5 protein-coding genes and 1 riboswitch are annotated in these 6,000 nt (G+C 34.2%); of the genes, 3 read left to right on the forward strand and 2 right to left on the reverse strand.

Features of this window, described 5'->3' with window-relative positions; translation table 11 throughout:
- The first annotated feature begins 195 nt into the window (after positions 1-195).
- A riboswitch (glycine riboswitch) is annotated at positions 196-314 on the forward strand.
- Positions 315-417: 103 nt separating this feature from the next.
- Together ACFQ02_RS02590 and raiA are read left to right on the forward strand one after the other, a co-directional pair.
- Positions 418-1,791: an alanine/glycine:cation symporter family protein gene (locus ACFQ02_RS02590; RefSeq protein WP_380818883.1), complete on the forward strand. Its 1,374-nt coding sequence runs from the start codon at positions 418-420 to the stop codon at positions 1,789-1,791.
- Positions 1,792-2,049: 258 nt separating this feature from the next.
- The gene (gene raiA, locus ACFQ02_RS02595) at positions 2,050-2,370 is read left to right on the forward strand and encodes a ribosome-associated translation inhibitor RaiA (RefSeq protein WP_380818886.1); all 321 of its coding nucleotides are present in this window, start codon (positions 2,050-2,052) and stop codon (positions 2,368-2,370) included.
- A gap of 259 nt (positions 2,371-2,629) precedes the next feature.
- On the opposite strand, the gene dprA is transcribed toward raiA, so the two are convergent.
- On the reverse strand, positions 2,630-3,733 hold the full coding sequence (dprA, locus tag ACFQ02_RS02600; RefSeq protein WP_380818889.1) for a DNA-processing protein DprA: 1,104 nt from the start codon (positions 3,731-3,733) through the stop codon (positions 2,630-2,632).
- Between the two features lie 328 nt (positions 3,734-4,061).
- Between dprA and ACFQ02_RS02605 the strand changes: the two genes are divergently transcribed.
- Complete coding sequence (locus ACFQ02_RS02605) at positions 4,062-5,375, forward strand: NCS2 family permease (RefSeq protein WP_380818892.1); 1,314 nt, start codon at positions 4,062-4,064, stop codon at positions 5,373-5,375.
- Positions 5,376-5,516: 141 nt separating this feature from the next.
- On the opposite strand, the gene ACFQ02_RS02610 is transcribed toward ACFQ02_RS02605, so the two are convergent.
- The gene (locus ACFQ02_RS02610; protein WP_380818895.1) at positions 5,517-5,852 is read right to left on the reverse strand and encodes a hypothetical protein; all 336 of its coding nucleotides are present in this window, start codon (positions 5,850-5,852) and stop codon (positions 5,517-5,519) included.
- Positions 5,853-6,000 lie beyond the last annotated feature (148 nt).

A 6,000-nucleotide genomic window follows, 5' to 3' on the forward strand; every position in this document is an offset into this window, starting at 1 on the left:
GGATATTATTTAAATTATAAAATAAATAATCGCCCTAATTTTTAAATTGCATGTTGTGAATTTAAATTTATCTTGTTAGAATTCTTTCGCTTTAAAAAGCATGTTCGGATGAAGGTAGCTGGAGAGTAGGGAATTAACTCTACACCGACGAGGTAAAATCTTTCAGGTGCTAAATAATTAGCGAGGACTGTTACCAGACGAACCCTTGGAGAGATCCAATGTTGCAAGATTGCACAAAATGGACGCCGAAGGCGCAAAAGTACGTGGTTTTCACCGCACTTCAAACGCTCAGGCAAAAGGACAGGGGCAGAAGAAACTCAAGATTTATAAGCATAAGTACGTTCTGTACGTAGGCTTATTTATTTTTTACTACTCTTTTAGCCTCCTTGTAATTTGTTTTTTACGGGGAATTCTCATATGTCATTGGAAACAATTTTATCATCAATAAACTCATTTGTTTGGGGACCAATTCTTCTTATTTTATTATCTGGTACGAGTATTTATTTAACTATCCGACTTGGTTTTATTCAAATTATCCATTTACCAAAAGCTTTAAGCTATTTATTTAAAAAAGAAAATGGGAAAAATCAAAAAGGCGATGTATCAGCATTTGCAGCACTTTGTACCGCACTTGCAGCAACAATAGGCACGGGTAATATAGTTGGTGTAGCAACCGCCGTGCAAGCTGGTGGACCTGGTGCTATTTTTTGGATGTGGCTAATTGCCTTGTTAGGAATGGCAACAAAATATGCTGAATGTTTACTTGCTGTAAAATATCGAGTACGTGATAAGCAAGGTTTCATGGTCGGTGGACCAATGTACTATATTGAACGAGGATTGGGATTAAAATGGCTAGCAAAATTATTTGCTTTATTTGGTTTGCTAGTTGCATTTTTTGGTATAGGAACATTCCCACAAATTCAAGCTATTACTCATGCAATGCAAGATACCTTTAATATTCCAGTCATCATTACTTCCGTGATTATGACCGCACTTGTTGGTTTAATTATTTTAGGAGGTGTAAAACGAATTGCCAATGTCGCATCTGTTATTGTTCCTTTTATGGCGATACTATATGTGCTAACTTCAACTATCATCATTTTACTGAACTGGCAACTCGTCCCTGAAGCAATCGGACTAATTTTCAATAGTGCTTTTAATCCTGAATCTGCATTAGGTGGTACTTTAGGCTATACTGTGATGAAAGCAATTCAATCAGGTGCAGCTCGAGGGATTTTCTCTAATGAATCAGGTTTAGGTAGTGCCCCTATTGCTGCCGCGGCTGCACAGACGAAAGAACCTGTTCGTCAAGGATTAATTTCCATGACAGGAACTTTTTTTGACACTATCATCATCTGTGCAATGACTGGACTAGTATTAGTAATTACTGGCTCATGGCAATCTGATGTAGCAGGTGTATCTGTTACTAATTTAGCCTTTTCTAAAGGTTTGGGGCATGCGGCTGGTGGAACTATTGTCACTATTGGATTGCTATTTTTTGCGTTCACTACTATTTTAGGTTGGTGCTACTACGGTGAGCGATGTTTTGTATATCTCACTGGTGTACGTGGTATACGCATTTATCGTATATTCTTTATCGCACTCGTCAGTTGTGGTGCATTCATTCATCTTAATACTATTTGGATCTTAGCAGATATTGTGAATGGATTGATGGCATTTCCAAATCTTATCGCATTGATCGGTTTACGCCATATAGTAATTGAAGAAACTAAAAATTATTTTGTTCGTTTGAAAAATGAAAATGTAGAGAAAGTCCTAGAAATAGCATAAATTCAACACAAAACCCAAAATAAAAAGGCTACTTAAAGTGGCCTTTAATAATTTATCTTCACAATCATAACAATTTTTTATTAAAAAAATAAGCGAATTTTTGTAAAACTTCTACCTAGATCATAATTTTTAAAAATTAATATAAATTTATGCATGAACCCCTTGAAAACTTTCTCTAACAAGGCTATTTTGATACTAAGAATTTTTCATAAAGGGTAGCGATACTCATCATTACATATCTTAAAAGAGGGAAATGCTATGACACTAAATATCACAAGTAAACAAATGGAAATCACCCCTGCAATCCGTACCCATATAGAAGAAAAACTTGCCAAGTTAGGCAAATGGCAAACTCAGTTAATTAATCCTCATTTTATCTTAAATAAAACACCAAAAGGTTTCTCAGTAGAGGCTTCTATCCATACTCCACTAGGAAATCTATTTGCTAGTAGTGAATGTGATGACATGTACAAAGCTATTGGAGAAGTAGAGGAAAAATTAGAACGCCAACTTAATAAATTACAACATAAAGGAGAATCACGGCGGGCTGACGAAAGTTTAAAAGATTCATTTAAATAGCCGTATAATCTGATAGATCATACAACAACGTTAGCAATGCCAATAGTTTTTTGAGTTTTATGCACAACGAGGAATAGATACTATCATTAAATACTACCAATGTGCTGACACTTTTTCATATTTCATCTGATTTTTAGGGTACATTGGTAGTCAAATTTCGATCTAGAGTTTAAAGAATTAATGCTAATCTTATAAAAAATTAAATTAAAAAATAAATAAAAACATTTTATTATTCATGTTATCACTTGATAATTTTAATTTAAGCACGCCGATACAGTCCATTTTCACAAATCAAAAGTTCTTGTAGCTCTAGTTCAAGTAGTTGAATTAACAATAGATCTACAGTCAATCCTGTTTCTGTAGCAAGATCGTCTAGCGTCACTGGCGTATAACTAATTTTTTCGTAAAGCTCAGGGTAAGAAGGAGTTGGCAGTAGCTTTGGCTCAACGGGTATTGGAACTGTTTTAGAATTCGGTAATACAGGGCTTTGGTTAAAAGAAAAGTGCGGTAGATTTTCCACAATATCTTGCACATTTTCTACTAATAACGCACCTTGCTTGATCAATTTATGACAACCTTGACTAAACTTATTTTGAATATTGCCAGGTAAAGCAAAAACTTCTCTATTCTGCTCTAAAGCGTATCGTGCAGTAATAAGTGATCCACTTTTATCTGTTGCTTCAATTACTAATGTTCCTATTGATAACCCGCTAATAATACGATTACGACGAGGGAAATTTTCTGCTATTGGTGGTTGATCTGGCAAAAATTCCGAAATTATCGCCCCATTGTTCTCTACAATTTGATTGGCTAAATTTCGATGTTTAGCAGGATACATTCGATCTATACCACCCCCCAAAACAGCTATTGTCTGTCCCTTTATATCAACTATTGCCTGATGACAAAACCCGTCTATTCCTAATGCCAAACCGCTAGTAATTACAAAACCAGCAAGGCAAAGTTCTGTCGCAAAGTATTTTGCCCAACATTCTCCATAGTGCGAACAATGACGACTCCCCACTATAGCAATTTGATTACTGGAAAGAATGCTTGCGTTGCCTTTTACAAATAAAATAGGTGGTGCAGTTGCAATTTCTTTTAATAAAAATGGATACTCGGGATCATAAAAATTAATAATTCTATTACCGCTCTTTGTAGCCCATTCTAACGCAGGATCAATATATTTATGCTGAGGATTAAACCATCGGTTTATTTGTATCGAATTCCAACCCATTTGTGAAAAGATCTCAGAATCATAATTGACTAATTCTGTGATAGAGGTTTGTGTTAGAATCTTTTGGATACTACTTGCTCCAAGTTTTGGAATTTGTAGTAGTCTCATCAAAATTTCATTTTCTCCCATGAGATTTACTCCATATTTTTCTAACTAGCCTACCGCAAAATCATTATGTGATAAAAAATTCTTTTCTTTTTTGCGATTCTGATCGCAAACTTAATAATATTTTTCCAAATAATTTGGTGTAATAGTGTCAAACATTGCTTTTTATTTTAAGAATATAAACTCTAAATACAGACGATTAGATAGAGTAAAACTTTACTTCAAAATAGACCGCACTTTAACATTTTAAAGTTAAAATTATTAAAGCAAACGTTTACTATTTAATAATTTAGGGTAAAATACGGTAATTTTTTATTTATTTATTATTTTTCAATTAATCAAAAGGTAATTTATGTCTTTAGAAAATCATTTCGAACTAACTCAACGTGGCTCTAATTGGCGCCAAGAAATTATTGCTGGATTAACTACATTTTTGGCAATGGTCTATTCTATTATTGTTGTTCCAAACATGTTAGGTTCGGCTGGATTCTCAGTGGAAAGTGTTTTTATTGCTACTTGCTTGGTTTCAGGATTTGGATCAATTTTAATTGGGTTATGGGCAAACGCTCCTATGGGGATTGGCTGTGCTATTTCTCTTACTGCTTTCACTGCATTTAGTTTGGTTTTAGGACAAAATGTTAGCGTGCCTGTTGCCTTAGGTGCAGTATTCTTTATGGGGATTGTATTCACTCTTATCTCCGCTACAGGAATTCGGTCCTGGATTTTAAAAAATCTACCTTCTAGTATTGCTCATGGAGCTGGAATCGGTATCGGTTTATTTTTATTATTAATCGCTACTAATGGTGTTGGAATTGTAGTAAGTAATCAAGCTGGCATGCCCGTAAAATTAGGTAATTTTGTTTCTTTTCCTGTGTTAATTTCACTTTTTGGATTAGCTGTTATTATAGGGTTAGAAAAGATGCGTGTTAAAGGGGCAATTCTATGGGTGATCATCGCCATTACTATTATAGGCTTAATATTCGATCCTAATGTCAAATTTAACGGCCAAATTTTTAAAATGCCAACTTTTGGAGAAAAATCCCTATTTTTAGAAATGGATTTAATCGGAGCATTACAGCCAGCCATTTTACCTGTAGTATTCGCATTAGTAATGACTGCTGTTTTTGATGCTACTGGTACAATTAGTGCAGTTGCAAGTCAAGCTAATTTATTAGATAAAGATGGTCAAATTATTAATGGTGGAAAAGCCTTAACTTCTGATTCCGTAAGTAGCTTACTTTCAGGTATTTTCGGTACAGCTCCTGCAGCCGTATATATCGAATCAGCAGCAGGTACAGCAGCGGGTGGAAAAACTGGTATAACGGCAGTAATAGTCGGAATATTGTTCTTACTAATGCTATTCTTTCAACCTCTGGCTGGTCTTGTACCAGTTTATGCTACAGCACCTGCTTTAATGTATGTCGGTTTATTAATGCTAAGCAATGTAAGTAAATTAGATTTTTCCGACTTTGTTGGCTCAATGAGTGGCTTAATCTGTGCAGTATTTATTGTTCTTACTGCTAATATAGTGACTGGTATCATGCTAGGATTTGCATCTTTAGTAATAGGACGGATAATTAGTGGTGAATTTAAAAAGCTCAATATAGGTACTATTATCATTGCTATTGCCTTAATTCTCTTTTATTTAGGTGGTTGGGCAATTTAATTATTTAGTGTAACAAGAACTTAATAATTGTGAACGCTCCGTGCCTTTAGTCCTTTCAGGACTAAAGGTATGTTTTAGATAAAGTTCTCCGCCTCAGAGACAATATTGTTTCTATCTACAGCATTCATTATACTGATCTAGCTATTTTGCTGCACAACCTGGTAAATTTCTATCAATAACAAGATTACCTTCTACAATAGCTGTAACTGTTATAAAACTAGGTTTTGCATAAGTTTCTACATCGGATAATGCAACAGCACATTTATTAGTTTGAATAGTTCGATCTGTTGCTTCATCAAATCTAGCATAATTTAAATTAGTATGTACTTCTCTCACTCGTTCCATGGTCGTCATTAATTTACCTGTATTAAGATTAACATTCTTTGAACTCATTAAAGTATATCCACCCACTCTATGAGTAACGCATCCAGCTAAAATAATAGACATAAGTACTATACTCGAAAGTTTTAATTTCATTTTTTCCTCCAAGCTACAATATTATTAATATTCAGTAATTGATTTATCTTTCTTGCTTTACAAGAAAGATAATAGCATAATGCTATTAATTGATTATTTTTTATTCTACTTTAGATGATAGCAAGTAACATAATAAATGCTAGTGATA

Source organism: Seminibacterium arietis (assembly GCF_042675725.1).
Lineage (GTDB): Bacteria > Pseudomonadota > Gammaproteobacteria > Enterobacterales > Pasteurellaceae > Seminibacterium > Seminibacterium arietis.

Coding starts and splice junctions, on each gene's coding strand:
- dprA (WP_380818889.1), bottom strand. CDS start 3,733: ATGGGAGAAAATGAAATTTTGATGAGACTACTACAAATTCCAAAACTT.
- ACFQ02_RS02610 (WP_380818895.1), bottom strand. CDS start 5,852: ATGAAATTAAAACTTTCGAGTATAGTACTTATGTCTATTATTTTAGCT.
- ACFQ02_RS02590 (WP_380818883.1), top strand. CDS start 418: ATGTCATTGGAAACAATTTTATCATCAATAAACTCATTTGTTTGGGGA.
- ACFQ02_RS02605 (WP_380818892.1), top strand. CDS start 4,062: ATGTCTTTAGAAAATCATTTCGAACTAACTCAACGTGGCTCTAATTGG.
- raiA (WP_380818886.1), top strand. CDS start 2,050: ATGACACTAAATATCACAAGTAAACAAATGGAAATCACCCCTGCAATC.